This is a genomic window from Salipiger sp. D13 (genome assembly GCF_003703915.1).
GTDB classification, from domain to species: Bacteria; Pseudomonadota; Alphaproteobacteria; order Rhodobacterales; family Rhodobacteraceae; genus Salipiger; species Salipiger profundus.
The window spans coordinates 84,830-111,367 of record NZ_ML112593.1; the positions used below are offsets into that span (position 1 = coordinate 84,830).

Below are 26,538 nucleotides of genomic sequence, written 5' to 3' on the forward strand. Positions count from 1 at the left end.
CGTCAAAACGGATGCGTTTCGCCGCCGCGCGAGGCCATTGACGGTGCCTTCGGCCGCGACCGCATCCGATAGGGAAAGACCTGCGAGATCACAGGTGGCCGAAAGGCCGTTCCGGGACCGGGGCGGCCATCATCGCCGAAGGGATCGGCGCCCGGACGGCCGGCCACATGCTGGGTTGCAAACCCACCTACGACGGATCCCCCGGACCCGCGTGCGGTGAAGGCCTCCCGCAGTCCAATCCCCGGCTCCGCACACAGCGCAACGCCTGTAGGGTGAGTTATCAATCCAACCGTTGGACGCTCGCCTCACCCAACCCGGCTCATGGCCTCGATGGTCAGGCGCAAGCCGTCCTCGATGCCGATGCGGGGTTGCCAGCCGAGCAGCCGATGCGCCTTGCGGATGTCGAGCACGCTCGATTTCAGCTCGCTGTCGAGCGGTGCCCGGCGCAGAGCCAGAGTCCGACCGGTCGTTTCCTGCACCAGCGTCACCAGCCGCGCGAGGGAGGTGCCCTGCCCGGTGCCGAGGTTGAGCGTGGTGATGCGGTCGGGCAGCTTCAGCGTGCACACCTGCTCCACCGCCGTGCGGAAATCCGCGACGTGGATGTAGTCGCGCAGGCTCTCGCCGGTCCCGAAGAGCTTGAACTCACGCCCCGTCCGCAGCGCATCGAGCAGGATCGACACGACGCCGTAGCCCGGCCCGGCCAGCGGCGAGCCGTAGGCATTGGCCAGCCGCAGGATCGTCAGGCGAAAGCCGTGACGGTTGGCGAGTTGCAGCAGCGCCTGCTCGGTCACCATCTTCTGCAGCGCGTAATACGACTTGGGGTTGAGCGGCGCGTTTTCCGCGATCGGAAGGTCATCGGTGTCGCCGTAGACCCCGGCCGACGAGACATAGACCATGTGCCCCGACCAGCCACGCGCCACCAGCGCCTCGGCAAAGCCCACCTGCGGCTCGATCTCGCGGCGGCTGAGGTCAGCGTAGGACTCGAAGGGCACGCGCGGACTGGCGAGGCCCGCGCAATGCACGATCGTGGCGCCCCGCGCGTCGCGCGGCAGCCAGACCGGCCAAAGCACGTCGGGCGTGACGATCTGCGCGAGCCGGCCCGCGCCGCGCGGCAGCCTCCGCCGCGCAACGCCGCTCACGTCGGGGCCGAGCGTCGCGGTGAGATGGGCGAGCAGTTCGAAGCCGAGAACGCCGGACGAGCCGGTGACATAGACGCGGCTCACGCGTCGGCCCCGGCGAAGCGGGCGGGCGACAGCGCCGCGCAGGTCTCGGGGCCGAGCGCAGGCGGGCGTCCGGCGCAGAGCGCCGCCGTCAGTTCGGCCAGCGCCGGCGCGGTCTGGATGCCGTGCCCACCCTGCCCAGCGAGCCAGAAGAAGCCCTCGGCCCCGGCGTCGAAGCCACAGACCGGAGTCTTGTCGGGCGCGAAGCTGCGCAGCCCGGCCCAGTTCGACAGCATCCGCGTCACCGGCTCGGTCACCGCACATTCGTAGCGGTGCAGCCCCTCGGCCAGCACCATGTCGTCGGCCCAGGCGTCCTGCGGCGGCACCGGATCGGCATCCGCCGGGCTGACCATCAGCCGGCCGCCCATGGGCTTGGCGTACCAGTCCTCGGCGATGGAGGCGAAGAGCGGCCAGCCGTCCACGTCATGCCCTCCCGGCGCCGGCAACACGGCGGCAGAGCGCCGGTGCGGCTGGATCGGGATCGGCTGCGCGCCGGCCATGCGGGCGATCTCGCCGGCCCAGGCCCCGGCGGCGTTCACAACCACCGGCGCGGCGTGGGTCTCGCCGCCGGCGACGATCTGCCAGGCCCCGCCTTCGCGTCTTAGCGACGAGACCGGCGCCTTGACGCGGACCTCGCCGCCGCGCGCGCGGAGCTGGCGGAGGTAGCCCTGCATCATCGTCTCCACGTCGATGTCGCGGGCGTCGCGTTCGATGACCGCCGCGGCGACATGGCCCGGCTTCAGGATCGGCACCAGCGCCTCGGCCTCGGGGCCGGTGAGCCGCTCGAGCCCGGCGCTGCCGGCCATGTAATCGTCGAGCAGGTCGAGCTGGTCCTCGGTGGCGAGCATCATCTCGCCGCGCGGGGTCAGCAGCGGCGCGTCGACCTCGATGTCGGGCGTCTCGAAGAACACCGCCGAGCGGTCGTTCAGCGCCCGCAGCGCCGCGTTTCCGTAGTTGCGGATGAAGATCGCCGCCGAGCGGGCGGTGGAATGCCGCCCGGTGCCGGGTTCGGCCTCGAGCAGCAGCACATCCGCTGTCTCCGACAGGGCGGCGGCGGCGCTGACCCCGGCCATTCCGCCGCCGATCACGATGATGTCAGGCATGGCTTCCCCCTTGCGTTCCAGCCGGCGGCGCCACGGCGGCACCGGTTCCTTCCGGGATAGTCAGGGGACGGCCACGGCGCAAGCCGCGCCTCCCGCCGGGGGTGTCTGCAGCCCCCCGATCACAGGCCCGAAACAGCCGCGTCCATTCGGCCTTAACCTCTGGTCATGCTGCCATGGCTGCCATAGTCTGTACGCACGCAGGACGCGGCGCCAAACACCCCTGCCGCGCAGGAAAGGACCAGCTCAGTGACCATTTGGCGCGTTCCCGCCACTGTCGGCATATCGCTCATCCTCGCCGCCCAGCCGGCGGCCGCCTTCGACAATCTCAATTTCTCGACCCCCGGCATGGACGAGGACCTGAGATCGCAGATCGAGAACAACTCCGCGCTCAGTGCCGCGCAGGACGAGGACCGCACCGGCACGCAGGACGTGCTGGCCGCCGCGCTATCGGACTACGGCGTCCTGCTCGAGACGCTCTACGCGAACGGTTACTACGGCGGCACCATCAGCATCACGCTCGACGGGCGAGAAGCCTCGGAAATTCCGCTGCTTTCGTCCCCGGACACGATCGACACGGTCATGGTTACCGTGGTGAAGGGGCCGTCGTTCAAGTTCGGCACGACACGGGTGGCGCCGCTCGCGCCGGACACGACCCTGCCCGAGGACTTCACCTCCGGGTCGACGGCCCGTGCCGGGCTGGTGGGCGAGGCCGCGGACGCAGCCATCGACGGCTGGCGACAGGTGGGCCACGCCAAGGCGGACCTCGCTTACCAGGACGTGACCGCGAATCATCGCGCCCAGCAGCTCGACGTCGATATCGGCATCGCCCCCGGCCCCGAGCTGCGGTTCGGGCGGCTCATCACCGTGAACGACAGCGCCGTGCGCACCGCCGCGCAGCGCCGCATCGCGGGGCTGCCCACCGGAGAGCGCTTCGACCCGGACGTGGTCGACGACGTGACCCGCCGCCTGACGAGCACCGGCGCCTTCTCGAGCGTCACCGTGCGCGAGGCCGACCGGCCCAACCCCGACGGCACGCTCGACATGGAGCTGCGGGTGGTCGATGCCAAGCCGCGACGCTTCGGCTTCGGCGCCGAGCTGTCGTCGCTCGAGGGGCTGACGCTCAGCAGCTTCTGGCTGCACCGCAACTTCATGGGCGGCGCCGAGCGCTTCCGTGTCGACGGCGAAGTATCGGACATCTCCGGCAACACCGGCGAGATCGACGCGAGCATCACCGCCCGTCTCGAGGTGCCCGCCGCCATCGCGCGGCTCGGGCCCGACACCGACGCCTTCTTCCAGGCGGCACTGGCGAGCGAGAACGAGCCGACCTACACTTCGAACAGCATCGACCTCACCGCCGGCCTCACCCGGCGCTTCACCGAGGACCTGACCGGCGAGCTCGGGCTCGGGCTCAACTACTCGGAAACCGAGGACGACCTCGGCTACCGCGAGTTCCTGCTGCTCACGATGCCGCTGTCGCTCACGTGGGACAAGCGTGACAACGACCTGAACCCCAAGTCGGGCTGGTACATCGGCGCCGAGGCGACGCCCTTCCTGAACGTCAACGACACCGGCAGCGGCGCGCGGCTCTACGGCGACCTGCGCGGCTATTACGGCATCGGCGAAAGCAAGGGCACGGTTCTCGCGGGCAGGCTGCAGGTCGGCTCCGTGGTCGGCCCGGAACTCGACGAGACGCAGCCGGAATTCCTGTTCTACTCGGGCGGCGCCGGCACCGTGCGCGGCCAGCCCTACCAGTCGCTGACCGTCGATCTCGGCAACGGCGACGAAACCGGCGGCCGCAGCTTCCTCGGGTTGTCCGGAGAGCTGCGTCAGGACATCGGCGAAAGCTGGGGCGTCGTCGCCTTTGCCGACGCCGGCTACATCAGCGCCGAGGCCACGCCCGGCAGCGGTGGCGAATGGCAGTCCGGCGCCGGTCTCGGCGTGCGCTACCAGACCGGCATCGGACCGATCCGGCTCGACGTCGCAACGCCCACCGGTGGCGACACCGGCAGCGGCGTTCAGATCTACATCGGCATAGGTCAGGCATTTTGAAACGGCTTCTCGCACTACTCCCCCTTCTGTTCTGCCTCTCCCTTCCGGCGCACGCGCAGGATGACGACGAAGGCACCCGTCTCGAACGGCTGATCGAGGGCGCGCTGTCGTCGGACGGCACCACCGTCCGGGTGCGCGGCTTCCGGGGCGCGCTGAGTTCCGAGGCGACGCTCGACCGCATGACCATCGCCGACGAACAGGGCATCTGGCTCACGCTCGAGGATGCCGAGCTCAACTGGAGCCGCGCCGCCCTGCTGACCGGCCGCGTCGAGGTCTCGCAGATCACCGCGCAGCGGCTCGAGGTCGCGCGCCTGCCCGCAGGCGGCAGCGACGCCCCCGCCCCCGAGGCCAGCGGCGGCAGCTTCTCGCTGCCCGACCTGCCCGTGTCGGTGAACATCGGCGAGATGTCGATCGAGCGCGTCGAGCTGGGCGAACCGATCCTCGGCGAGGCCGTAGCTCTTGGGGTTGCCGGGTCGGCCCAGCTTGCCGACGGCGAAGGCGAGGCCCAGCTTTCGGTGCAACGGCTCGACGGGCCACGTGACGCCATCACCTTCGACGGCAGTTACGTCAACGAAAGCCGGCAGCTCGCCATCGACCTCGCGGTCGACGGCGCGCAGGACGGGCTGGTGACGAAGCTCGCCAACCTGCCCGGCGCCCCGGCGCTCAAGCTGACGGTGAACGGCGAGGGCCCGGTCGACGATTTCACCGCCGACGTGGCCCTCGCCACCGACGGCGAAGACCGCTTCTCGGGCACGGTGACGCTCGAGGGCGTGGCCGACGAAGGCCAGCGTTTCGCCGCCGATCTGTCCGGTGACCTGCGCCCGCTCCTGCCCGAGGACCAGCGTGCCTTTCTCGGCGCGAGCCAGAGCATCGAGACCCGCGGGATGATCGAAAACGGCGGCGCCATCCAGCTTGACGCGCTGGACCTGGAGACCGCCACGGTCTCGCTCGACGGCTCGGCGCGCATCGGCGCGGACGGCTGGCCCGAGCGCCTCCTGCTCGACGGCCGCATCGCCTCGGAGGATGGCGAGCCGGTGCAGATCGCCTTCACGCAGGACGTCACGCGCCTCGACCAGGCGACGCTGAGGCTGTTCTACGACCGGGCCCAGGGCGACGAATTCACCCTGCGGGCGCTGGTCGAGGGGCTCGACCGCCCCGAGATGGCACTGGAGCGGGCGACGCTCTCGGGCCAGGGAACCATCGCGCGCAACGCCGGCAGCTCGGTGCCCGGGCAGGTCTCGGGACAGCTGAGCCTCGCGCTCGAAGGGCTGGACCTTGCCGATGCGTCGCTCGCCGACGCCACCGGCCGCGACCTCAGAGGCGGGCTGCAATTCGACTGGCAGGAGGGTGCGCCCTTCGAGATCACCGGCATCGACCTGAACGGCGCCGGGATCGAGGTCGCCGGCGACGTCACCCTCTTCGGCCTGAGCGAGGGCAACGACCCAACGGTCGAGCCCTATATCAGCGTGCGCACCGACGACCTGTCGCGCTTCTCGGGCGTGGCGGGCCGTGACCTCGGCGGGGCTGCCAACTTCGTGCTCGAGGGCACGATGGAGCCCGTCGCCGGACGCTTCGACCTGTCCCTGAGCGGCACCGCCGACGACCTTTCGGCGGACATCGAGCAGCTCGACGGGCTGCTGGCGGGCCGGCTGACGCTTGCCGCGAGCGCCGAGCGCAACGAGGGCGGCACCTTCCTGCGCCAGCTCGATCTGGATGGCCGGTCGATCACCCTGTCGGCCAACGGCCAGCTCAAGACCGGCGAGAGCTCGGGCACCTTCGACCTGACGCTGCCGGACCTGTCGCTGGTCGATCCGAACGCCTCGGGACAGCTGACGGCGTCCGGCACGCTCGACGAGGGCGAGGCCGCCTATGCGCTCGACCTCGAGGCCAGCGGTCCCGGCGACACCCGCATCGACGGCGTTGTCACCGCCCGCAAGGGCGAGGATGGCGGCATCGTCGGGGTCGGCTTCGACGGCACGGCGGATTCGCAACGGCTCGCCGCCTTCGCGCCTCTTATCGACCGGCCGCTCGCCGGTGGGCTGACCTTCGACGGCTCCGGCAGCTACACCCTGGAGACCGGCTATTTCGACACCTCCGGCACGCTCGTGACGCAGGATCTCGAGATCGGCATTCCGCAGGTCGACGGGCTTCTGCAGGGCACCACCCGCGCCGAGGTCGACGCGGTGCGCGACGACGGCGGCATCACCATCCGCGACGCGCGCGTCAACGGCCCCGGCATCCGAATGACCGCCAACGGCACGCTGCTGTCGGATGCCAGCACCGCGACCTTCGACATCACCCTGCCGGAACTGTCGCGCGCGGCCGCCGGGATGACCGGCTCGGCCAGCCTGCAGGGCGAGCTGACCGAAAGCGCCGACGCCTACCTGCTCGATTTCTCCGCCAGCGGACCGGGACAGACCGGCGCCTCGGGCGAGCTCACCGCCACCAAGAGCGATGACGGCAGCGGCCCGATGGGCGTGGCCTCCGTAAGCTTCGACGGCACCGCCGAGGCAGGTGCGCTGTCGGCCTTCGCCCCGCTCGTCGGGCGCACCCTGCGCGGCTCGCTCGATTTCGACGGCGGCGGTTCCTACACGCTAGAAAGCAGCGCCTTCTCGGCCGAAGGCCGGCTGACCACGCAGGACATCGCGCTTGGCATTCCAACGGTCGACCAGCTCATCGGCGGCACCGGGCGGGCGGTGGTCTCGGCCCGGCGCGATGCCGACGGCACGATCACCGTCGACACGCTCGACGTGACCACCTCGCAGATCAGCGCCACCATGAGCGGCAGCCTCGGCCAGTCCGGCAACAGCGCGCTCAGCTACGACGTGGTGCTCAACAACCTCGGCGTGATCGTCGAGCAGCTTCCGGGCCGCGCCACCGCCACCGGCACGCTGAGCGGCAGCGGCTCCGGGCCGTGGCAGGTCAACACCGACCTCACCGCGCCGGGCGGCACGCAGGCGCGCGTGACCGGCAGCATTGCGCAGAGCTTCGACAATGCGAACCTCGGCATCACTGGCAGCGCTCCGCTGTCGCTGGCCAATACGTTCATCGAGCCGAACCTGCTGTCGGGTCTCGCCAGGCTCGACCTGCGGCTCGACGGGCCGCTCGCACCCGCGTCGCTTTCGGGCACGATCCGCGTCGACGGCGCCGAGGCGGTGCTGCCCGGACCGGCGCTCAGCCTGACCGGGCTCGACATCGAGACCCGGCTGGGCGGTGGGCAGGCGCAGGTGTCGGTCACCGGCGGCCTCTCGACCGGCGGCACGCTCGAGACCACGGGCACCATCGGCATGACCGCGCCCTACCGGGCCGATCTTGCCGTGCGGCTGCGCGATCTCCTGCTCGAGGATCGCCGGCTCTACCAGGCGCGTGCAGATGGGCGGATCACCGTCGAGGGCCCGCTCCTGACCGGCCCCGCCATCGGCGGATGGGTCGAGATCAACGAGGCCGAGCTGCGCATTCCCGAAACCGGCATGGGCCCGGGCAGCCGCAGCTTCACGCTCAACCACGTCGCCGAACCCTCGGACGTGCGCGCCACCCGCGCCCGCGCCGGGCTGCTCGAACAGTCTGGCGATGGCGGCGGTGGCTCGGCCTACAGCCTGCCGCTCGACCTCGAGATCCGCGCGCCGGCCCGCATCTTCGTGCGGGGCCGTGGCCTCGATGCCGAGCTGGGCGGCACGCTGCGCCTGCGCGGCACCTCGCAGGATATCGTGCCCGAGGGGCGCTTCGACCTGATCCGCGGCCGGCTGGACATCCTCGGCCAGCGCCTCACGCTCGAACGGGCGGTGCTGCGGCTGACCGGAGACTTCATTCCCACCATCGAGGTCGAGGCCGTGACCGAGCGTGACGGCAACACCATCACCGTCGCCATCGAGGGCGAGGCGACCTCCCCCGAGGTAAGCTTCTCCTCGACACCGTCGCGGCCAGAGGAAGAAGTGCTCGCGCTGCTGCTCTTCGGGCGCAACGTGGGCGAGCTGTCGGCCTTCCAGGCGCTGCGCATCGCGGCGGCGGTCAACACGCTCGCCGGGCGCGGCGGCGAGGGCATCATCGGCAACCTGCGGCAGGGCTTCGGACTGGATGATTTCGACGTCACCACGGATGCGGAGGGCAACGCCGGCCTGCGGGCGGGCAAGTATCTGTCCGAGAACATCTACACGGACGTCGAGGTCGACAGCAGCGGCGAGACCTCGATCGACCTGAACCTCCAGGTGAACAAGAACGTCAAGGCGCGGGGCCGCGCAACCAGCGCGGGCGACACCAGCCTCGGGATCTTCTACGAAAAGGATTACTGAGGCCCCGCCCGCGACGTCGCAAGCCAGACCAGATCCGCCCCGGCTGTCCCCTCCATGACAGCCGGGGCGCTTTCGTTTCCCGGCCCGGGGACTCTTAACGGAAAATTGATTTCTACTTGTCAGAGGTGAAGTTCTGGCACCCCGTCCTCCCCGTCGTCGGGGTGTCATGAACAAGGGATAAGGGTATTCTTGGCACCGATTACGGCTCTCGACCCGGATGGCATGACGCGCCACTCCTTTCCTGAAGAGCTTGAGCGTCTGGTATCAGACGCGCTCGACGCGATGCGCTCGCAAGATCTGCATGCGGCACTGTTTCTGCCGCTTCCCGAGCCCGGCAAACCCCGCGTCATGATCGGCGATACCGACACCAGGTTGCGGCGGCAGACCCTTCAGCTTGTCGACTTCACCGCCGACCCGACCTGCGGCGATCCGCTTCTGATAATGCACACTCCGCAAGAGACCCTCGTGGCTCGCCGGATCGAGGACAGTGCCGGCAATCTTCGCGGCGCCCTTGGATTGCGACTTGCCCCCACCCCGGACCCCGCGGCTTCCGTCCGGGCGGAACGTGCGGCACGTCTGCTCGGCAACACGCTCATGCAGTGGGACGACCTTCTCACGCTCGAGGAAGAGCTCTCCGGTGAAGTCCGGCAATCGCATGCGCTGTCGCGACAGGCCGACCGCGACGCGCTCACGGCCCTGCTCAACAACCGCGCCTTTCAACGTCGGTGCCGGCACCGTCTCGGCACGGACATCCGCCACCACGCCCTGCTGCTGTTGGACCTCGACAACTTCAAGACCGTGAACGACGTGTACGGGCACCCCTTCGGCGATCAATACCTGCAGACAGTGGCGCGCGCTCTGATCCGCGCCCTCCCCTCGAAGTCGCTGCTCGGGAGACTGGGCGGCGATGAATTCGCCGCGCTCATCGCGCTCCCGGACGGTGACAGCGCCACGGTCGACCGCCTCATGCGGGACTGCTTCACCGGCATCGAGGACGGCGCCGCGGATCTGGGCAAACCGGATCTCGGGCGGGTCAGCATCGGCTGCGCCATCACGACCGAAAAACTGCGCGACGTGTCACGCCTGCTTCACCGCGCCGATGCCGCGCTCTACGCGAGCAAGCGGGCCGATCACCGCAAGGGCGCCGTCTACACTCCTGAAACGCATCAAAACTTCAGTGCACGCCTCATGCGGCCGCGTTTCCTGCAGGCCCTCGAAGAGCGAAGGATCCAGCCCTTCTTCCAACCCATCCGCTCGCTGCTTTCCGGACGGATCGCCGGATACGAGGTGCTGGTGCGCTGGATCGACCCCGAGAAGGGCGTTCTGGAGCCGGAGGCCTTTTCACTCGCGCTCTCGACCCCCGAGCTTGCGGAGAAGCTCAGCCGGCGCATCATCGGCGAAGCGCTGTCGCATTTCGCCGGCCTGCCGCAGAGAGACCCGCTCTGGCTGACCCTCAACGTCGGCGCAGGCGATCTCCTCCGCTCCGAGCTCGTCGAAGATCTTGACCGTGCACTCGAGCGGCACGGACTCGACTGGGAACATATCGTCATCGAGGTGACCGAAACCACCATGCTGGGTGAGGTTCAGGGACCGATCTTCCGCACCCTTGCAAACCTGCGGCACCGCGGAGCACGCGTGGCGCTCGATGACTTCGGAACCGGCTATGCCGGGCTCGCCCATTTGCGCAGCTGGCCCGTCGACATGCTCAAGCTTGACCGCTGCTTCATCCAGGATATCGCGAGCAGCCCCCGGGACTCGGCCTTCGTCAGTGCGCTTCTTCAGCTCACGACGGCCTTCGGCATCGATCTCATTGTTGAAGGCGTGGAAGATGAAGAAACCGCATCGCTGTTGCGCAAACTCGGATGCGATCTCGTCCAGGGCTACCACTACGGGTCGCCCGGCCCACTCGGCGCGGACTGAGGCAGCGGGCCACGGGTCCTCGTCATGGCTCACTACGAAAGGCAACCTGGTCACAGCTGCTGAGCCCAAGACCCCTGCCCGACACGATCGGACGCGGCTTGGCCTACGAATTTTCTGCAATACGGGGGAAAGTCACTGACGGATCATCAGGCCGATACGAAAACCTTACGGAACGCGCCGGCATGTCCGGGAGAGTAAATGGTGCGGTCGAGAAGACTCGAACTTCCACGGGAGTTACCCCACAGCGACCTCAACGCTGCGCGTCTACCAATTCCGCCACGACCGCACTGTCATTGACTTGGTGACGCGCTCTTTACAGTTGCCCGCCGGGGATGAAAAGAGGGAAATCGCATCTTTGCGCATTTTTTCTTTCCGACCATCGGACAGGGCGAAAATCGCCCGTCCGGATGGCCGCGGCGGTCCCGTAAAGCATACCTCCCGCACCTGCCATCTTGACGCCCCCCGCGTCTGGGCCTAGCCCGCTTGTCCATGACCGAATGGATCACCAGCGACGGCCTGACCGGCTATGAAGACGCCGTGCGTTTCATGGAGGAGCGCGCCGCTGCCATTGCGCGCGGCGAAGCGCCCGAAGCGATCTGGCTGGTCGAGCATCCGCCGCTCTACACCGCCGGCACCTCGGCCCGCGCCGAGGACCTGCGCGCGCCGGACCGGTTCCCGGTCTTCGACACCAAGCGCGGCGGGCAGTACACCTACCACGGACCCGGACAGCGCGTGGTCTACGTGATGCTCGACCTCAACCGGCGCGGCCGCGACATCCGCGCCTTTGTCCAGCAACTCGAGGCCTGGGTGATCGCGGCGCTCGCCGAGTTCAACGTTACCGGCCACATCCGCGAGGGACGTGTCGGCGTCTGGGTCGAGCGCCCCGACCGGCCGCGCCTGCCCGACGGCCGGATGAGCGAGGACAAGATCGCCGCCATCGGCATCCGGCTGCGCAAATGGGTGAGCTTCCACGGCATCTCGATCAACGTGGAGCCGGAACTCGAGCATTTCTCGGGCATCGTGCCCTGCGGAATCAGCGACTTCGGTGTGACCAGTCTTGTGGACCTCGGTCTGCCGGTGAGCATGGCCGATGTCGACGTGGCCCTCCGGCGCAGCTTCGACGAGGTCTTCGGGGAGTGATCGCCGCCGGTCAGGCGAGCGTCTTCTCCATGTAGACCCGATGCAGTCCGTTCACTTCGGTGCGCCCGGTCTCGCGATACCCGCGCCCGGCGTAGATCGCGATGTTCTCGGTCATCTTCACATGGGTGTAGAGGCGGATGCGCTCGTACCTCTGCGCCCTTGCCACCTGTTCGGCGGCATCGAGCAGCCGGCGCCCGTATCCCCTGCCCTGCGCCCATGGCGCGACAGCCACGTTGTCGAGCAGCAGCGCGTCGTCCTGCGGCTCCAGCGCGAGAATCCCCGCGATCCGCCCGTCCGCGCGCAGCACGCGAAGCCGCCCGGCCCGTACATGCGCCGCGTAGTCGTCGCGCATCGGGCCCGGCTTCATTCCGATCCGCGCGACGTAGGGCGCGTAGGCGTCCTGCACGAGCGCCTCGATCTCGGAAAGATCGCCGGAGCCCGCGACCGCAAGCTCGGTGTCGGCATGGGTCATGATGCGTGTCCCAGAACAGAAAAAAGACCGGAGCGACCTCACTTGGGGGAGAACGGCCGCTCCGGCCAGCCTAGCCCGATCCGGTGGGGAACAACACCGTCCGGGCGCGACCGCCGCCGGGTCGGAACACCCCGTGGCGATCGTCGGCAATGACGGCCCGCTCAGCGGACCCCGAAAACATGCCCGAGGATCTGGTCACGCCGCAGCCCAAGCCGCGCGAGCTCGTCATCGGAAAGCGCCCGCAGGTCCGCCACACGGGCGGCAAGCTGGCGCTGGCGGCGGGCGAAGGGGGTCTCGAGCAACCGTGCAAGGCGAAGCAGAAGCGGATCGGCGGGACGCAGGTCGAAGCAGGCCATGGTGCGGCATTCCCTGAAACTGGACATTGAAAATCTCTGGTAGCAAACTGTCGTCAGCCTAGGCCCTGCCGCGCCGAAACGCAGGTCAGGAAAACCTGACGCAGCGGCAGTTTCGGGGTCTGGAATACCTGACCCGGGCACGACCTTGCGGCCCTGTGAATGCAGGGCGCGTCGCGCAAGAGGGTGCGACAATAAAGTTTGATCCAGATCAAACGGCTATATTGCCGCAACTGCAGTGACCTTCTAAAAGGAAGAATGGAATAGAGGGGTGGTCTGCGCATGTTTGCAGGCGCCTGGGACGAGACCAACAGGAGGCAGACAATGGCAGACGCCGCCATTCATGGCCACGAGCACGAGGACAACCGGGGGTTCTTCACCCGCTGGTTCATGTCCACGAATCACAAGGATATCGGGATTCTCTACCTGATTACCGCCGCGATCGTGGGCCTCGTGTCGGTGACCTTCACCGTATACATGCGACTGGAGCTCATGGAGCCCGGCGTTCAATACATGTGCATGGAAGGGGCGCGGCTGATTCCCACCGCGACCGAGAACTGCACGCCCAACGGCCACCTGTGGAACGTGCTGATCACCGGCCACGGCATCCTGATGATGTTCTTCGTGGTGATTCCGGCCCTGTTCGGCGGTTTCGGCAACTACTTCATGCCGCTGCAGATCGGCGCGCCGGACATGGCGTTCCCGCGGCTGAACAACCTCAGCTACTGGCTGTATTTCGCAGGCTCCGCGCTGGCGGTCTGCTCGGTCTTCGCGCCCGGAGGCAACGGCCAGCTCGGCTCGGGCATCGGCTGGGTGCTCTACCCGCCGCTTTCCACCAGCGAAGCCGGCATGTCGACCGATCTCGCGATCTTCGCGGTGCACGTCTCGGGCGCCTCGTCGATCCTCGGTGCGATCAACATCATCACCACCTTCCTGAACATGCGCGCCCCCGGCATGTCGCTGTTCAAGGTGCCGCTCTTCGCCTGGTCCGTCTTCATCACCGCGTGGCTCATCCTGCTGTCGCTGCCCGTTCTTGCCGGCGCGATCACCATGCTGCTGACCGACCGGAACTTCGGCACCACCTTCTTCGACCCCGCCGGCGGCGGTGACCCGGTGCTCTACCAGCACATCCTGTGGTTCTTCGGCCACCCCGAGGTCTACATCGTGATCCTGCCGGGCTTCGGCATCGCGAGCCACGTCATCGCGACCTTCTCGCGCAAGCCGGTCTTCGGCTACCTGCCGATGGTCTGGGCGATCATCGCGATCGGCGCGCTCGGCTTCGTCGTGTGGGCGCACCACATGTACACCGTGGGCATGTCGCTGACCCAGCAGAGCTACTTCATGCTGGCGACCATGGTCATCGCGGTGCCGACCGGCGTTAAGATCTTCTCGTGGATCGCGACGATGTGGGGCGGCTCGATCGAGTTCAAGACGCCGATGCTCTTCGCCATCGGCTTCCTGATCCTGTTCACCGTGGGCGGCGTCACCGGCATCGTCCTGAGCCAGGCCGCCGTGGACCGCGCATATCACGACACCTACTACGTCGTGGCGCACTTCCACTACACCATGTCGATGGGGGCGGCCTTCACGATCTTCGCGGGCTGTTACTTCTACATGCCAAAGATGACCGGCAAGATGTATCCCGAGGCGCTCGGCAAGCTGCACTTCTGGATGTTCTTCATCGGTGTGAACCTGACGTTCTTCCCGCAGCACTTCCTGGGCCGCCAGGGCATGCCGCGCCGCTACATCGACTACCCGGAGGCATTCGCCACCTGGAACACCGTGTCGAGCTGGGGTGCGCTGCTGTCCTTCGCCTCGTTCCTGCTGTTCTTCGGCATCGTGATCTACACGCTGCGCGCGGGCAAACCCGCCACCGAGAAGAACCCGTGGAACGAGTACGCGGACACGCTCGAGTGGACCCTGCCCTCGCCGCCGCCGGAGCACACTTTCGAGCAGCTCCCGAAGCGCGAGGACTGGGACAAGCAGCACGCGCACTAAGCTGCCCCGCAGATCATCGAAAGGCCCCGGAGCGATCCGGGGCCTTTTCCGTTTCGCCCCTTCAACCGAACCCGCCGGGAAGCTGCATCGCCACCGCATCTTTCTGATGGACCCGACACGCCCCGGTGCTAGAACTCTCTCCGACATGCCGTATCGCTGGGAACATACCACCTCACCCGCGGAGCAGGCCGAGCTTCACCTCTGGCCGCACCAATCCCTCTCGGCCCACGGCTTCTCGATCTTCATCCTAAGCTTCTTCCTGCTCGCGCTGATGCCATTCTTCGGCCTGCTGGGCACCGTGCTGCTCTGGGGCCTGCTGCCCTTCATGCTTGCCGCCGTCGCCGGGCTGTGGTTCGCGATCAAGCGCAACAGCCGCGACCGGCAGGTGCTCGAGATCCTGACGCTCGGCCCCGAACTCACGCGGCTCGAGCGGCACAACCCGCGCGGCCCGGACCAGGACTGGCAGAGCAACACCTACTGGGTGCGCGTCAGCATGCATGAAAAGGGCGGCCCGGTACCCTACTACGTCACCCTCAAGGGTAGCGGACGCGAGGTTGAGATCGGCGCCTTTCTGAGCGAAGACGAACGCAAGGCGCTATTTGCCGAGCTCACCGACCGGGTGCGGCTGCTGACGCAGCCCTGACCCGGCACCCCGACACACGAGGACTCCCGGATGGCGCAGGCCCCAGCGACGCCGAAACTGAAACGCGCCGCCCTGCTGGCGGCAGCGGCCCTGAGCCCGGCATTGGCGCGCAGGCTCTCGCCCGCGCCCTCGGAGCAGGCCGCGCTCGACCTGCGTGACACGGCGCAGGCATCGCCGCGCGCCACCGCCACGCGGGTGATCTTCCTCGTGCCGCTCGTCGGGCCGCATGACGTCGGCGACTGGCAGGCCGTCACGGAACGGCTTTCGCAGACGCTCGAGAGCTTCCTGCGCCAGAGCGGCGACTGGCAGGCGGTGATCTGCTGCCAGGAGCGCCCGCCCCTGCCAGAGGACGACCGGCTGCACTGGTTGCCCTTCGACGATCCGACGCCCGGAAACGACAAGTGGCGCAAGCTCGCGGCACTTTGCGATTATCTTCCCGAGATGGGTCCGGAACCGGCCTACGTCATGAGCTTCGATGCTGACGACCTGATGCGCGACGGAACCGTCGCCGAGATGCTCGACCGGCAGGCCCCCGGCTACCTCGTCGAGACCGGATACGTCATGGACCACGCCACCCGCGGCGTCGCGCTCGCCGGCCCGCGCCGCCTGACACAGCCGCTGCGCAAGCCGTTCTGGAAACTCTGCGGCTCCTGCGCGGCGGTGCATCACGACCCCGCGCAGCCGGAAGGGCGACGCTTCCTGCGCGCCATGACCGCGCACGAACACCGGATGTTTCCCTATCTCGCACGCCTCGCGGGCCGCAGGCTCTCGGCGCTGCGGCGGCCTTCGGTGCTTTACGTGCTGAACCACGGCGAGAACTTCGGTGCGCGGCGCGGGCGCGTCGGGTTCAAGACCCGCTTCGTGGCGCGCTATGCACTCGACCCGCAAGAGTGGAAGGCGGCGGCCAAGGACTTTCCGTCGCCCTGAGCCGCCGCGACCGGGTCAGCTCGCGTTGGCAAGCCGCTCCTTGACCATGGGTCCGACGGCGCCGAAATCCATCTGCCCCTGGTAGCGCGCCTTGAGCACGCCCATTACGCGCCCCATGTCGCGGATCGAGCTTGCGCCCACCTCTTCGACGGCCCCATCCACCGCTTTTGAAATCTCTTTCTTGCTCAACGGCTTGGGCAGATACTCCTCGATGATCTCCACCTCGGCCAGCTCCCGCTCGGCCAAGTCGAGCCGTCCGCCTTCCTCGTAGGTGCGCGCGCTCTCCCGGCGCTGCTTCACCATCTTGCCGAGAATGGCCATGATGACGGTATCGTCGACCCCGCCGTCGATCCCCTCGGCACGGGCGGCAATGTCACGATCCTTGATCGCGGCGTTGATCAGCCGCAGCGTCGACAGGCGGTCTGTCGCCTTGTCCTTCATCGCCTGCTTGGTCGCAGCCGATATGCGTTCACGCAAATTCATGTCGAACGGTATCCCCAAATCCATCCCGAAGGCCCCAACCTACCCAAAGCACCCGCCCCGCGCAACTCTGCCCCGCGCCATCATAACACACTGTATTTACTAGGTTTATCATTTCCGGGAGGATCTTGACCCCGCGCGGCCCACACCTTACCTATGGCGCAATTTGCCGCCCGCCCGCTGCCACAGGAGTCGCGCCATGCCCCAGACACAAAAGCCCACCGCCTGCCTCGCCCTTGCCGATGGCACCGTCTTCTACGGACAGGGCTTCGGCGCCGTCGGTCAGACCGAGGCGGAGCTCTGCTTCAACACCGCCATGTCGGGCTACCAGGAGATCATGACCGATCCGTCCTACGCGGGCCAGATCGTCACCTTCACCTTCCCGCACATCGGCAACGTGGGCGTGAACCCCGACGACGACGAGACCGGCGACCCGGTGGCGGCCGGCATGGTGGTCAAGTGGATGCCCACGACGGCCTCGAACTGGCGCGCGGTGCAGGAGCTTTCCGAGTGGCTCGCGGCACGAGGCCGGGTGGCGATCGGTGGCATCGACACCCGCCGGCTGACCCGTGCGATCCGCCAGTCGGGCGCCCCCCACGTGGCGCTGGCGCACGATCCCGAGGGCAACTTCGACGTCGAGAAGCTGGTCGCGGCGGCACGCGCCTTCCCCGGCCTCACCGGTGTCGACCTTGCCCGCGACGTGACCTGCGCGCAAAGCTACCGCTGGGACGAGATGCGGTGGGCCTGGCCCGAGGGCTACGCCCGCCAAACCGCACCGAAGAAGAAGGTCGTCGCAATCGACTACGGCGCCAAGCGCAACATCCTGCGCTGCCTCGCCTCGGCCGGCTGCGACGTGACCGTGCTGCCCGCGACCGCCACCAAGGAAGATATCCTCGGCTTCGCTCCGGACGGTGTGTTCCTGTCGAACGGCCCCGGTGACCCGGCGGCCACCGGCGAATACGCGGTGCCGATGATCCGCAGCATCCTCGACGATACCGAGCTGCCGATCTTCGGCATCTGCCTCGGGCACCAGATCCTCGCGCGGGCGCTCGGTGGCAAGACCGTCAAGATGAACCACGGCCACCACGGCGCGAACCACCCGGTGAAGGAAATCGAGACCGGCAAGGTCGAGATCACCTCGATGAACCACGGCTTCGCGGTCGACGGCCAGTCGCTGCCCTCCGGCGTGATCGAGACGCATGTCTCGCTGTTCGACGGTTCGAACTGCGGCATCCGCATGACCGACCGCCCGGTGTTCTCGGTCCAGCACCACCCCGAGGCGAGCCCGGGCCCGCAAGACAGCTTCTACCTGTTCGAGCGGTTCGTCGCGGCGATGTAAGCCGCGCATAATTTCCCGGCACAGGGGGTGAATTAACCCCCTGTTTACCTCAATGACGTGTCCTTCCCCTGTGCAGGTGCAGGACCACGTCATGAGTGAAACCGATTTGTCGCTGGCGACCGCCCCAAGGCACCGCCCGGTGCCCCGCCGCCGTCGCCCCATTGTGTCGATCCTGATGCAGGATCACGGGCTTGCCCCGGCAGACGCGATGACGGCCCTCTCCGAGGCCCATCGCAGCGGTGCGGACGTGTCGCAAGCGCTTCTCGCGGAAGAGCTTTCACGGCCGGAAACGATCCTTGCAGCGCAATCCACACGTCACGGCGCCCTCGTTCTGGACCCCGCGAAGGATCCGCCCGACCCGGCGCTCGCCGGCCTTCTGCCCCCGGAGGTCTGCCTTCGCCATGCTGTGCTGCCGTGGCGTCGCAGCGGCGGCAGGCTGACCGTCGCCACCGCCCGGCCCGAACGGTTCGAGGATCTCGCGGCCCTCCTGCCGGACGAGACAGACCCTATCGAGATGGCGCTGCTTCCGGAGGGGCTGCTCCACGAGATCATCACGGATCGACACGGCGACGAGATGGCGCGGCGGGCCGAAACGCAGGTTCCGACCCATGAAAGCTGCCGAGACATGGGCCCGGGCGCGGCTCAGCGGCTCGGGCTGGGCCTGCTCTGTGCCCTTGCGTGTCTCGTCGGGCTGCTACTCGCTCCGACCCTTTTCTTCACCATGGCGACCCTGCTGGCGATCGGGACATTGCTCTTCGCGCAACTGATGAAGGTGGCGGCGCTCGTTGCGAGTCAGCTGAGCCGCCAGACGGAAAGCGCGGCTCATGGCACCCGCGCGACCGTCTCGCTGCTGATCCCGCTTTTCCGGGAAGAAGATATCGCCGGTGACCTGCTGCGCCGCCTGAAGCGGCTCGACTACCCGCGCGCCGGGCTCGACATCCTGTTCATCCTCGAGGCACGGGACGAGACCACCCGAAGGGCGCTAGAGGGGCTGTGTCTACCGCCGTTCGTGCGGGTGATCGAGGTGCCAGACGGACCGATCACGACCAAGCCGCGCGCGATGAACTACGCGCTGCGCTTCGCCCGGGGCGAGATCGTCGGGATCTACGATGCCGAGGACGCGCCCGCCCCCGACCATTTGCAGCGTGTCGTAGGGCACTTCGCCCGCAGCCCGCCCGAGATGGCCTGCCTGCAGGGCATCCTCGATTTCTACAACCCGCAAGCCAACTGGCTGTCGCGCTGCTTCACCATCGAATACGCCACTTGGTTCCGGGTGGTGCTGCCGGGGCTCGCACGGCTCGGCTTCGCGATCCCGCTCGGAGGCACGACGGTGTTCTTCCGCCGCGAGGCGCTCGAAGCGGTCGGCGGCTGGGACGCGCACAACGTGACCGAGGATGCCGACCTCGGCGTGCGGCTCGCGCGGCACGGCTACCGCACGGAACTGCTGCCGATCGTCACCCGCGAGGAAGCGAACAACCGGCTCTGGCCATGGATCCGGCAGCGGTCCCGCTGGCTCAAGGGCTACATGATCACCTGGCGCGTCCACATGCGCGCGCCATGGCGTCTTCGGCGCGAGCTTGGCAGCTGGAAGACATTCGGGGTCCAGCTGGTCTTCCTGACCGCCTTCCTGCAATTCCTGCTGGCGCCGGCGCTCTGGTCCTTCTGGCTGGTGCTGGCCGGTTGGTCGCATCCCTTCGGCGCGTTGTTCGGCACCGACGCGTTGCGCGCCCTGCTCTGGACCTTCCTCGCGACCGAGGGTGTCTCGCTGCTGGTCAGCATCGCCGCGATCTCGCGCAGTCCGCACACCGGGCTCCTGCCCTGGGCACCGACGCTTTTCCTGTATTTCCCGCTCGGGGCGATTGCCGCCTACAAGGCCGCTTTCGAGCTGGTCTCGAAGCCGTTCTACTGGGACAAGACCGCGCACGGGCGCTCGGCGCCGGACCACGCCGGTGCCGACCTGCCCGAGGATGGGCCTGCGAAACGAAGCTGAGTGCCTTCAGTCGACCTTGTGACTGTCGAGCTTCAGCCGCGTCACGAAGGCCACAGAGATGTGGTCGCGCAGAGCCTTGTAGGCCGCGTCTTCATCCCGCCGAGCAATGGCATCGACGATGGCCTTGTGCTCGGCCAGCGCAATCTCGCCCCGGCCCTGCGCCGCGAGCGAGGTCGTGGCCATCAGCGCCATCGAGCGATGCACGAGGTCGAGCTGCTGCACCAGGAAGCGGTTGTGCGAGGCAAGGTGGATCATCTTGTGAAACCGACGGTTCGCGCGTGCCAGCGCCGAAGGGTCGTCGAGCAGCGCCCGGTCCTCGCCCACCATCTCGCGCAGCACCTGGATCTCTTCCTCTGTGGCGTGCCGTGCCGCCAGCCGGGCCGCCAGACCCTCGAGCTCGGTGCGCACCACGTAGAGCTCGGCCATCTGGTTGTGGTCGAGCGATGCCACGATCAGCGAGCGCCCGTCGCGGGTCAGCAGCGACTGCGTTTCAAGCCGCTGCAATGCCTCGCGGATCGGGGTGCGCGAGACGCCGAACCGTTCGGCCAGCTCGCTTTCCACCAGCCGGTCGCCGGGGCGGTACACGCCGGAATCGATCGCCTCCAGGATCAGCGTGTAGGCGTCCTTGTTGGGCGTCCGGATCTGGTTCATTCGTCTCTCCTCGCTCGATCGGTCCAAGATAGCGCCACCACGCCGGCAGGATCAATGCGCCCATTGCCGCTCCCGCGGCGCAGGGGTAAGATCAGACCCATGGTAAAACAGCATTTTGCCCACGTCCGGCACTGGGTCTTCGACCTCGACAACACGCTCTACCCACCGGCGGCCCGGCTCTTCGATCAGATCGAGCGTCGGATGACCAGCTTCGTCATGCGCATCACCGGCGCCGACCACGACGAGGCCGACCGCCTGCGCAAGCATTACTGGCAGGCGCACGGCACGACGCTCGCGGGGCTCATGGCGGAACATCGCGTCGATCCCGACGCCTACCTCGAAGAGGTTCACGACATCTCCTTCGACGCGCTCGCGCCCGATCCGCATCTTGCCGAGCTGATCGGCCAGCTGCCGGGGCGCAGGATCGTCTACACCAACGGCAGCGCCCCCTACGCGGCGCAGGTCCTGCGCGCGCGCGGGCTCGATGCGGCCTTTGACGCGATCTACGGCGTGGAACACGCCGGCTACCTTCCGAAGCCGCAGGAGATGGCGTTTCGCGCGGTGTTCGATCGTGACGGCACCGACCCGATGCAGGCCGCCATGTTCGAGGACGATCCGCGCAACCTCACGGCCCCGCACGCCATGGGAATGCGGACCGTGCATGTCGCTCCCGAACGCGGCGAGGGCGGACATATCGAGCATCACGCACCGGACCTGCCCGCGTTTCTCGGTCGCCTCGGCTGAGGTGGACCCGATCCCCAGCCCCGTCGCAAAGATGGGCCGGGGATGCGACAATTCGAGCATGTAAACCGGCCCGCCGGGCCCCTATCTAGGCGTCGATCCGTGCCACAGGAGACGCACATGTCCGACACATCGACTCGACTTCCGCTCACCCACCGCCTGCCCTTCGTCCGCGATCTCGTTCGCGACTTCGAGGGCAACATCTACTACTTCCTGCTCATCGTCCTCACGCTCGTGGTGCTTGCGGTGAAGACCTGGGGGCTGGTCGCACTGGGGCTGCTCGGCGTGAGCCTGACGCCGGTGATGTTCGTGATCATCCTGCTCATCACGCTGGGCAAGTGACGCCGAGCCCCCGGGCTCGCACGTCGCATTGGCAACCCGCCGCAGCCTGCCCTAGATAGGGGGCAAAGGAGTGCGGTCATGGATTACGACATTCTCATTTCGGGCGGCGGCATCGCGGGTCTGACCGCGGCCGCCGCCTTCGGCTCCGCCGGGTTCTCGGTGCTCTGCGTCGACCCCGCCCCGCCGGTCACCGCCCGCGAGGCCGCCGGCGCCGACATGCGGACCACCGCCTTCCTGCAACCGGCACAGGCCTTCCTCGAGGAAACCGGCCTCTGGGCCCGGCTCGAGAGCCACGCCATGCCGCTGCAGGTGATGCGCATCGTCGACGCCGGCGGCGAGCGGCCCGAGCCGCGTATCGTCAAGGATTTCGACGCCACCGACATCTCCGACAAGCCGTTTGGCTGGAACCTGCCGAACTGGCTGCTGCGTCGCGAGATGGCCGCGCATCTCGACGAAATGCCCAACGTCGACTTCCGCCCGGGCACCGGCACCTCGACGCTCTTCACCCGCGAGGCCCATGCGCGCGTCGGCCTCTCCGACGGCAGCAGCGCACAGGTGCGGCTGGTGGTCGCCGCCGACGGGCGCAACTCGCCGATGCGGCAGGCGGCCGAGATCGGCGTGAAGACCACCCGCTTCGGGCAGAAGGCGCTGGCCTTCGCCGTGACCCATCCCATCCCGCACGGCAACGTCTCGACCGAGATCCACCGCACCGGCGGCCCCTTCACGCTGGTGCCGCTGCCCGACCACGAGGGCCAGCCCTGCTCGGCCGTGGTCTGGATGGAGGAAGGCCCCAAGGCCGAGGCACTCTTCGAACTCGACACGCCCGCGCTCGAGGCCGCCATGTCCGAGCGGTCGTGCCACATTCTCGGTCAGCTGACGCTTGCCTCGCAGCGCACCATCTGGCCGATCATCGCCCAGCACGCGGAGTGGCTTTACGGCGAACGGCTGGCGCTGGTGGCCGAGGCGGCGCATGTGGTGCCGCCGATCGGGGCGCAGGGCCTGAACATGTCGCTGAACGACCTGCGGGTGTTGCGCGATCTCGCCACCGCCGCGCCGGAGCGGCTTGGCGACCGGCAGATGCTCGAGAGCTACCACCGCAAGCGCATCGTCGACATCCGCGCGCGGGTGGCCGGGATCACAATGCTGAACCGCACCTCGATGCTGTCGGCCGCGCCCCTGCGCGATGCCCGCGCCCATGCGCTCGATGCGCTCTACAGCGTGACGCCGGTGCGCAAGACCCTGATGCAGCTCGGGCTGGGCGCGCGAGGCTAGGAAAAGCCGCGTGAGCGCCGGTCGATGGGCTGGCGCTCTGCCTGCAAAGCCTCGCGGTTCATCTCGATCACGTCCGAATGACCTAGACAGGCGGCGCTGGCCTCACCAGGGCGGCGGCGCTCCGCGCCTTGTTCCGCGCAGGGCGCCGCTCTTAGGGTGGGCTCGTAGCCCACCCCGGCACACATACCGCTCAGAGCGCGGCGTCGAGCACCTTTTCCAGCCGTGCCACCGTCGCATCGACGTCGCGCAGCTTGTCGAGGCCGAAGAGCCCGAGGCGGAACGTGGAGAAGCCCGCCGGCTCGTCGCACTGCAGCGGCACCCCGGCGGCGATCTGCGCGCCTTCCTTCACGAAGGCCTTGCCGGTCTTCACCTCGGGGTCATCGGTGTAGCAGACCACCACGCCCGGCGCGGCAAAGCCCTCGGCCGCGACCGAGGCCACGCCGCGTGCCGCGAGCGCTGCCCGGACCTTCTGGCCGAGATCCCACTGTGCCGCCTTGGCGGCCTCGAAGCCCATGTCGCGGGTCTCGACCATCGCGTCGCGGAACATCCGCAGCCCGTCCGTCGGCATGGTGGCGTGGTAGGCGTGGCCGCCCTCCTCGTAGGCCGCCATGATCTGGCGCCACTTCTTGAGGTCCATCGCGAAGGAGTTGGACTCGGTCTCCTCGAGCCGTGCCAGCGCCCGGTCGGACATCATCACGAGACCGGCGCAGGGCGTGGCCGACCAGCCCTTCTGCGGCGCCGAGAGCAACACGTCGACGCCGGTCGCGGCCATGTCGACCCAGACGCAGCCGCTGGCGATGCAGTCGAGCACCATCAGCGCGCCCACCTCATGCGCGGCCTCGGCCAGCGCCTTGATGTAGTCGTCGGGCAGGATCACCCCGGCCGAGGTCTCGACATGCGGCGCAAAGACGATCTCGGGGCTCTCGCGGTGAATCGCGGCGACCACCTCGTCGATCGGCGCGGGCGCGAAGGGCGCGGTGGGTTCGTTGGCGGTCTGCCGGGCCTTCATAACCGTCACCTCGCCGCCGAAGCCGCCGGCCTCGAAGATCTGCGACCAGCGGAACGAGAACCAGCCGTTGCGCACGACCAGCGCCCTGGCGCCCTGCCCGAACTGGCGGGCGACGGCCTCCATGCCGAAGGTGCCGCCACCGGGCACCAGCGCCACGCCGTCGGCGCGGTAGACCTCGCGCAGCATCGAGGAGATGTCGCGCATCACCCCTTGGAAAGCGGCGGACATGTGGTTCAGGGAGCGGTCGGTGAAGACCACGGAAAATTCTTCGAGCCCCTCGGGGTCGACGTCATCGCGAAGCGGCATGGCTGTCTCCTTTTCCCTCTGGGTGTAGTCCTATCGCCGCTGCACGCAATGCACAAAGGCTCCATAAGTCGCGGGCGCCCGCATTCCTGCCGTTGCGAAGCGACGGGACGGCGGGCGGGGCGATTGGCCGAAGGCCGAGCGCCGTCCCGACGGCCCCGCTACAGCGGACCCGGCCGACGCTCCTCGCTCAGCATGACGTTCGCCTCGACGTTGCCCACACCGGGCAGCGTCATGATCCGCCGCCGCAGCACGCGCTCGAAATCCGGCAGGTCACGCGCGACGACCCGCAGCCGGTAGTCGAAGGCGCCAAGCACGTGGTCGACCACCTGGACCTCGGGAATCGCCCGCACCGCGCGCTCGAAATCCTCGAGACTCACCCGCCCCTTGGTGGCGAGCTTGATCCCGAGGAAGACCGTCACCCCGAACCCCAGCCGCTCGAGATCCAGATCGAGCCGCGCGCCACGAAACACCCCTGCCGCCCGCAGCCGCTGGATGCGGCGCCAGCAGGCCGGCTGCGAGAGCCCCAGCCGCCGTCCCAGCGCCCCGGCGCTCGCGTGCGCGTCCTCGGCCAGCGCGCGCACCAGCGCCCGGTCGATCTCGTCAAGCTCCAGCGGCCCCGCGCTCACAGCGGCACCGTTTCGTCGGACTGCACGAGGGCCACGTGCATCAGCGCCTCGATGTCGGCGATGTGCGGCAGGGTCAGCAGCTTCTCGCGGTAGAGCGCCTGGTAGTGCGCGAGGTCACGCGCGATCACCGCCAGCCGCACGTCGATGGAGCCAAGGAAGGTCTGGATCTCGGTCACCTCGGGCACCTCGCGCGCGCCCGCGATGAACTCGTCGAAGGCGCGCGGCGCGGTCTTGTCGAGCGTGACCCGCAGCATCACCTCGATGTCGTAGCCGAGCGCCGGCCAGTGGATCACCCCGCGCACGCCCCGCAGCACGCCGGCCTCGCGCATCGCGGCGATCCGCCGGGCCAGCGTCGAGGGCGTGACGCCTGCACGCTCCGCCAGTTCGACCGAGGGCGCACCCGGGTCGGCCTGGTACTGGCGCAGGATGCGCCGATCCGTGTCATCGAGCATGAATTCACCGTGATTGCCGGAATGCAAGAATGATTTTTCACCAATCGGCGAAATTCGCAAGCAAAACGCAACCACTCTCGCCGGGCGATCTCTAGGGTGCAGCCCATAACAAAAGCAAGGAAGGAGCGAGAGATGCGCGTCTATTACGATCGTGATTGCGACATCAACCTCATCAAGGACAAGAAGGTCGCGATCCTGGGCTACGGCTCGCAGGGTCACGCCCACGCGCTGAACCTGCGCGATTCCGGTGCCAAGAACGTGGTCATCGCCCTGCGCGAGGGCTCCCCGTCGGCGAAGAAGGCCGAGGGCGAGGGCCTGCAGGTCATGGGCATCGCCGAAGCGGCGGCCTGGTGCGACCTGATCATGTTCACCATGCCCGACGAGCTGCAGGCAGAGACCTACAAGAAGCACGTGCGCGACAACCTCAAGCCCGGCTCGGCCATCGCCTTTGCCCACGGCCTGAACGTGCACTTCGGCCTGATCGAGGCGCCCGAGGGTGTCGACGTGATCATGATGGCGCCGAAGGGCCCGGGCCACACCGTGCGCGGCGAATACGTCAAGGGCGGCGGCGTTCCCTGCCTCGTGGCCGTCGATGCCGACGCCACCGGCAAGGCGCTTGAAATCGGCCTGTCCTACTGCTCCGCCATCGGTGGCGGCCGCTCGGGCATCATCGAGACCAACTTCCGCGAAGAGTGCGAAACCGACCTCTTCGGCGAGCAGGTCGTGCTTTGCGGCGGTCTCGTCGAGCTGATCCGCATGGGCTTCGAGACCCTCGTGGAAGCCGGCTACGCCCCCGAGATGGCCTATTTCGAGTGCCTGCACGAGGTGAAGCTGATCGTGGACCTGATCTACGAAGGCGGCATCGCGAACATGAACTACTCGATCTCCAACACCGCCGAGTACGGCGAGTACGTGTCCGGCCCGCGCATTCTCCCCTACGAGGAGACCAAGAAGCGCATGAAGGACGTGCTCACCGACATCCAGCAGGGCAAGTTCGTGCGTGACTTCATGCAGGAAAACGCCGTCGGTCAGCCGTTCTTCAAGGCGACCCGCCGGATCAACGACGAGCACCAGATCGAGCAGGTCGGCGAGAAGCTGCGCGAGATGATGCCGTGGATCTCGGCCGGCAAGATGGTCGACAAGGCAAAGAACTGATCGCCACCGATCCGGTTCGCATCACGAGGCCCGCGCCACCCCGGCGTGGGCCTTTCTCGTT

General features: G+C 68.0%; 23 protein-coding genes and 1 tRNA gene. 13 read left to right on the top strand and 11 right to left on the bottom strand.

Translation table 11 applies throughout. From position 1 onward, the window contains the following. Positions 1-305 precede the first annotated feature (305 nt). Positions 306-1,223, bottom strand: a complete 918-nt coding sequence (locus D6860_RS08930; RefSeq protein WP_076623724.1) for an NAD-dependent epimerase/dehydratase family protein — start codon at positions 1,221-1,223, stop codon at positions 306-308. Next, complete coding sequence (locus D6860_RS08935) at positions 1,220-2,323, bottom strand: NAD(P)/FAD-dependent oxidoreductase (RefSeq protein ID WP_076625375.1); 1,104 nt, start codon at positions 2,321-2,323, stop codon at positions 1,220-1,222. Before D6860_RS08935 ends, D6860_RS08930 begins: the two co-directional genes overlap by 4 nt. A 246-nt stretch (positions 2,324-2,569) precedes the next feature. Here D6860_RS08935 and D6860_RS08940 point away from each other — a divergent pair, with 246 nt between their 5' ends. Beyond that, the gene (locus tag D6860_RS08940) at positions 2,570-4,372 is read left to right on the top strand and encodes an autotransporter assembly complex protein TamA (RefSeq protein WP_076623723.1); all 1,803 of its coding nucleotides are present in this window, start codon (positions 2,570-2,572) and stop codon (positions 4,370-4,372) included. Next, on the top strand, positions 4,369-8,661 hold the full coding sequence (locus D6860_RS08945; protein ID WP_076623722.1) for a translocation/assembly module TamB domain-containing protein: 4,293 nt from the start codon (positions 4,369-4,371) through the stop codon (positions 8,659-8,661). Before D6860_RS08940 ends, D6860_RS08945 begins: the two co-directional genes overlap by 4 nt. Positions 8,662-8,925: 264 nt before the next feature. Here the strand turns inward: D6860_RS08945 and D6860_RS25660 are convergent, their stop codons facing one another. After that, positions 8,926-9,423 (bottom strand): hypothetical protein, encoded by a 498-nt coding sequence (locus D6860_RS25660; protein ID WP_254681407.1) that lies wholly within the window; start codon positions 9,421-9,423, stop codon positions 8,926-8,928. On the opposite strand from D6860_RS25660, the gene D6860_RS08950 reads away from it, so the two are divergent. Next, positions 9,358-10,581 (top strand): putative bifunctional diguanylate cyclase/phosphodiesterase, encoded by a 1,224-nt coding sequence (locus D6860_RS08950; RefSeq protein ID WP_254681406.1) that lies wholly within the window; start codon positions 9,358-9,360, stop codon positions 10,579-10,581. The two genes, D6860_RS25660 and D6860_RS08950, sit on opposite strands and share 66 nt — an antisense overlap. Before the next feature lie 199 nt (positions 10,582-10,780). On the opposite strand, the gene D6860_RS08955 is transcribed toward D6860_RS08950, so the two are convergent. Beyond that, positions 10,781-10,867: transfer RNA gene (locus D6860_RS08955), tRNA-Leu, on the bottom strand. Positions 10,868-11,070: 203 nt separating this feature from the next. On the opposite strand from D6860_RS08955, the gene lipB reads away from it, so the two are divergent. Further along, positions 11,071-11,721 (top strand): lipoyl(octanoyl) transferase LipB, encoded by a 651-nt coding sequence (gene lipB, locus D6860_RS08960; RefSeq protein ID WP_017468491.1) that lies wholly within the window; start codon positions 11,071-11,073, stop codon positions 11,719-11,721. 10 nt (positions 11,722-11,731) lie between these two features. On the opposite strand, the gene D6860_RS08965 is transcribed toward lipB, so the two are convergent. Beyond that, on the bottom strand, positions 11,732-12,193 hold the full coding sequence (locus tag D6860_RS08965; protein WP_017468492.1) for a GNAT family N-acetyltransferase: 462 nt from the start codon (positions 12,191-12,193) through the stop codon (positions 11,732-11,734). Positions 12,194-12,354: 161 nt separating this feature from the next. Continuing rightward, on the bottom strand, positions 12,355-12,576 hold the full coding sequence (locus D6860_RS08970; protein WP_229743309.1) for a hypothetical protein: 222 nt from the start codon (positions 12,574-12,576) through the stop codon (positions 12,355-12,357). Between the two features lie 294 nt (positions 12,577-12,870). On the opposite strand from D6860_RS08970, the gene ctaD reads away from it, so the two are divergent. The 3 genes from ctaD to D6860_RS08985 all read left to right on the top strand — a co-directional run bounded on the left by ctaD (position 12,871) and on the right by D6860_RS08985 (position 16,114). Continuing rightward, positions 12,871-14,544, top strand: a complete 1,674-nt coding sequence (ctaD, locus tag D6860_RS08975; protein WP_076623720.1) for a cytochrome c oxidase subunit I — start codon at positions 12,871-12,873, stop codon at positions 14,542-14,544. A gap of 145 nt (positions 14,545-14,689) precedes the next feature. After that, entirely contained in the window at positions 14,690-15,187 is a 498-nt protein-coding gene (locus tag D6860_RS08980; protein ID WP_017469991.1) for a DUF2244 domain-containing protein, read from the top strand. Positions 15,188-15,217: 30 nt separating this feature from the next. Then, a complete protein-coding gene (locus D6860_RS08985) occupies positions 15,218-16,114 on the top strand; it encodes a hypothetical protein (RefSeq protein ID WP_076623719.1) in 897 nt (298 codons plus the stop codon). 15 nt (positions 16,115-16,129) lie between these two features. Here the strand turns inward: D6860_RS08985 and D6860_RS08990 are convergent, their stop codons facing one another. Then, positions 16,130-16,597 (bottom strand): GatB/YqeY domain-containing protein, encoded by a 468-nt coding sequence (locus D6860_RS08990; RefSeq protein WP_076623718.1) that lies wholly within the window; start codon positions 16,595-16,597, stop codon positions 16,130-16,132. 196 nt (positions 16,598-16,793) lie between these two features. On the opposite strand from D6860_RS08990, the gene carA reads away from it, so the two are divergent. Further along, positions 16,794-17,933 (top strand): glutamine-hydrolyzing carbamoyl-phosphate synthase small subunit, encoded by a 1,140-nt coding sequence (gene carA / locus D6860_RS08995; RefSeq protein WP_093412062.1) that lies wholly within the window; start codon positions 16,794-16,796, stop codon positions 17,931-17,933. A gap of 91 nt (positions 17,934-18,024) precedes the next feature. After that, positions 18,025-19,923 (top strand): glycosyltransferase family 2 protein, encoded by a 1,899-nt coding sequence (locus D6860_RS09000; protein WP_229743308.1) that lies wholly within the window; start codon positions 18,025-18,027, stop codon positions 19,921-19,923. Positions 19,924-19,929: 6 nt separating this feature from the next. Here the strand turns inward: D6860_RS09000 and D6860_RS09005 are convergent, their stop codons facing one another. After that, positions 19,930-20,574 (bottom strand): GntR family transcriptional regulator, encoded by a 645-nt coding sequence (locus D6860_RS09005; protein WP_076623717.1) that lies wholly within the window; start codon positions 20,572-20,574, stop codon positions 19,930-19,932. 99 nt (positions 20,575-20,673) lie between these two features. Here D6860_RS09005 and D6860_RS09010 point away from each other — a divergent pair, with 99 nt between their 5' ends. The 3 genes from D6860_RS09010 to D6860_RS09020 all read left to right on the top strand — a co-directional run bounded on the left by D6860_RS09010 (position 20,674) and on the right by D6860_RS09020 (position 22,929). Then, entirely contained in the window at positions 20,674-21,318 is a 645-nt protein-coding gene (locus tag D6860_RS09010; protein ID WP_076623716.1) for a pyrimidine 5'-nucleotidase, read from the top strand. 117 nt (positions 21,319-21,435) lie between these two features. Continuing rightward, positions 21,436-21,657, top strand: coding sequence for a hypothetical protein (locus D6860_RS09015; RefSeq protein WP_076623715.1), 222 nt, complete (start codon positions 21,436-21,438; stop codon positions 21,655-21,657). A 78-nt stretch (positions 21,658-21,735) separates the two neighbouring features. Further along, positions 21,736-22,929: a UbiH/UbiF family hydroxylase gene (locus D6860_RS09020; protein ID WP_076623714.1), complete on the top strand. Its 1,194-nt coding sequence runs from the start codon at positions 21,736-21,738 to the stop codon at positions 22,927-22,929. Positions 22,930-23,119: 190 nt separating this feature from the next. Here D6860_RS09020 and D6860_RS09025 read toward each other — a convergent pair whose 3' ends face one another. The 3 genes from D6860_RS09025 to D6860_RS09035 form a co-directional block, all read right to left on the bottom strand. Beyond that, a complete protein-coding gene (locus tag D6860_RS09025; protein WP_076623713.1) occupies positions 23,120-24,244 on the bottom strand; it encodes an aminotransferase class V-fold PLP-dependent enzyme in 1,125 nt (374 codons plus the stop codon). A gap of 158 nt (positions 24,245-24,402) precedes the next feature. Continuing rightward, positions 24,403-24,870, bottom strand: coding sequence for an Lrp/AsnC family transcriptional regulator (locus D6860_RS09030; RefSeq protein ID WP_076623712.1), 468 nt, complete (start codon positions 24,868-24,870; stop codon positions 24,403-24,405). Continuing rightward, positions 24,867-25,322: an Lrp/AsnC family transcriptional regulator gene (locus D6860_RS09035; protein WP_076623711.1), complete on the bottom strand. Its 456-nt coding sequence runs from the start codon at positions 25,320-25,322 to the stop codon at positions 24,867-24,869. The genes D6860_RS09030 and D6860_RS09035 overlap by 4 nt, the downstream gene beginning before the upstream one ends. A 105-nt stretch (positions 25,323-25,427) precedes the next feature. Here D6860_RS09035 and ilvC point away from each other — a divergent pair, with 105 nt between their 5' ends. Further along, positions 25,428-26,477, top strand: a complete 1,050-nt coding sequence (gene ilvC, locus D6860_RS09040) for a ketol-acid reductoisomerase (RefSeq protein ID WP_256359818.1) — start codon at positions 25,428-25,430, stop codon at positions 26,475-26,477. The last annotated feature ends 61 nt before the right edge of the window (positions 26,478-26,538 follow it).